Consider the following 544-nt stretch of genomic DNA (forward strand, 5'->3'; position numbering starts at 1 on the left):
AATTCAGAACAATATGAAATTCTTGCAGAAGAAATTCAACTCAACGATAGCGACGGAAAAACCATTGGTGCGATAGATCTCATACTCAAAAATAGAACATTGGACCAACTAGAACATTGGGAAGTAGCGATTAAGTTTTATCTTTTACATGAAGGTGTTTGGTATGGCCCTAACGCGCACGATCAATTGCATACAAAACTGGATAGAATGCTCTCCCACCAATTGAAAATGAGCGAAAGGCCTGAATTTAGACAAATGCTTCCTCTGGATCAGTCTCCAAAGGAACGCTTGTTGATGCAAGGACGACTTTACATCAATCCATTTTCTAATGAAGTACCACCGAAAGAGTGCTTAGGCTTTGCTCTCAATCCAATCCAAATCAGTGGATATTGGTGTTATCAAAGCCAATGGAGTTTGATCAATAAACCGCTTTACCACTTAAGCAAACCCAACTGGGCTATTGGTACGGATGATTTTTCTCAGCCGATTGAAAAACCAATGGAGCGATTTGATCATGCACAAACAGCAGATGGCGAGTTCTGGT

At 40.4% G+C, this 544-nt stretch carries 1 protein-coding gene; it reads left to right on the forward strand.

The window, feature by feature from the left end; translation table 11 throughout:
* A partial coding sequence (locus tag R7R24_RS29750; protein WP_318120593.1) for a DUF1853 family protein occupies positions 1-544 on the forward strand: 544 nt, incomplete at both ends.

The organism is Vibrio sp. 704 (assembly GCF_033339295.1).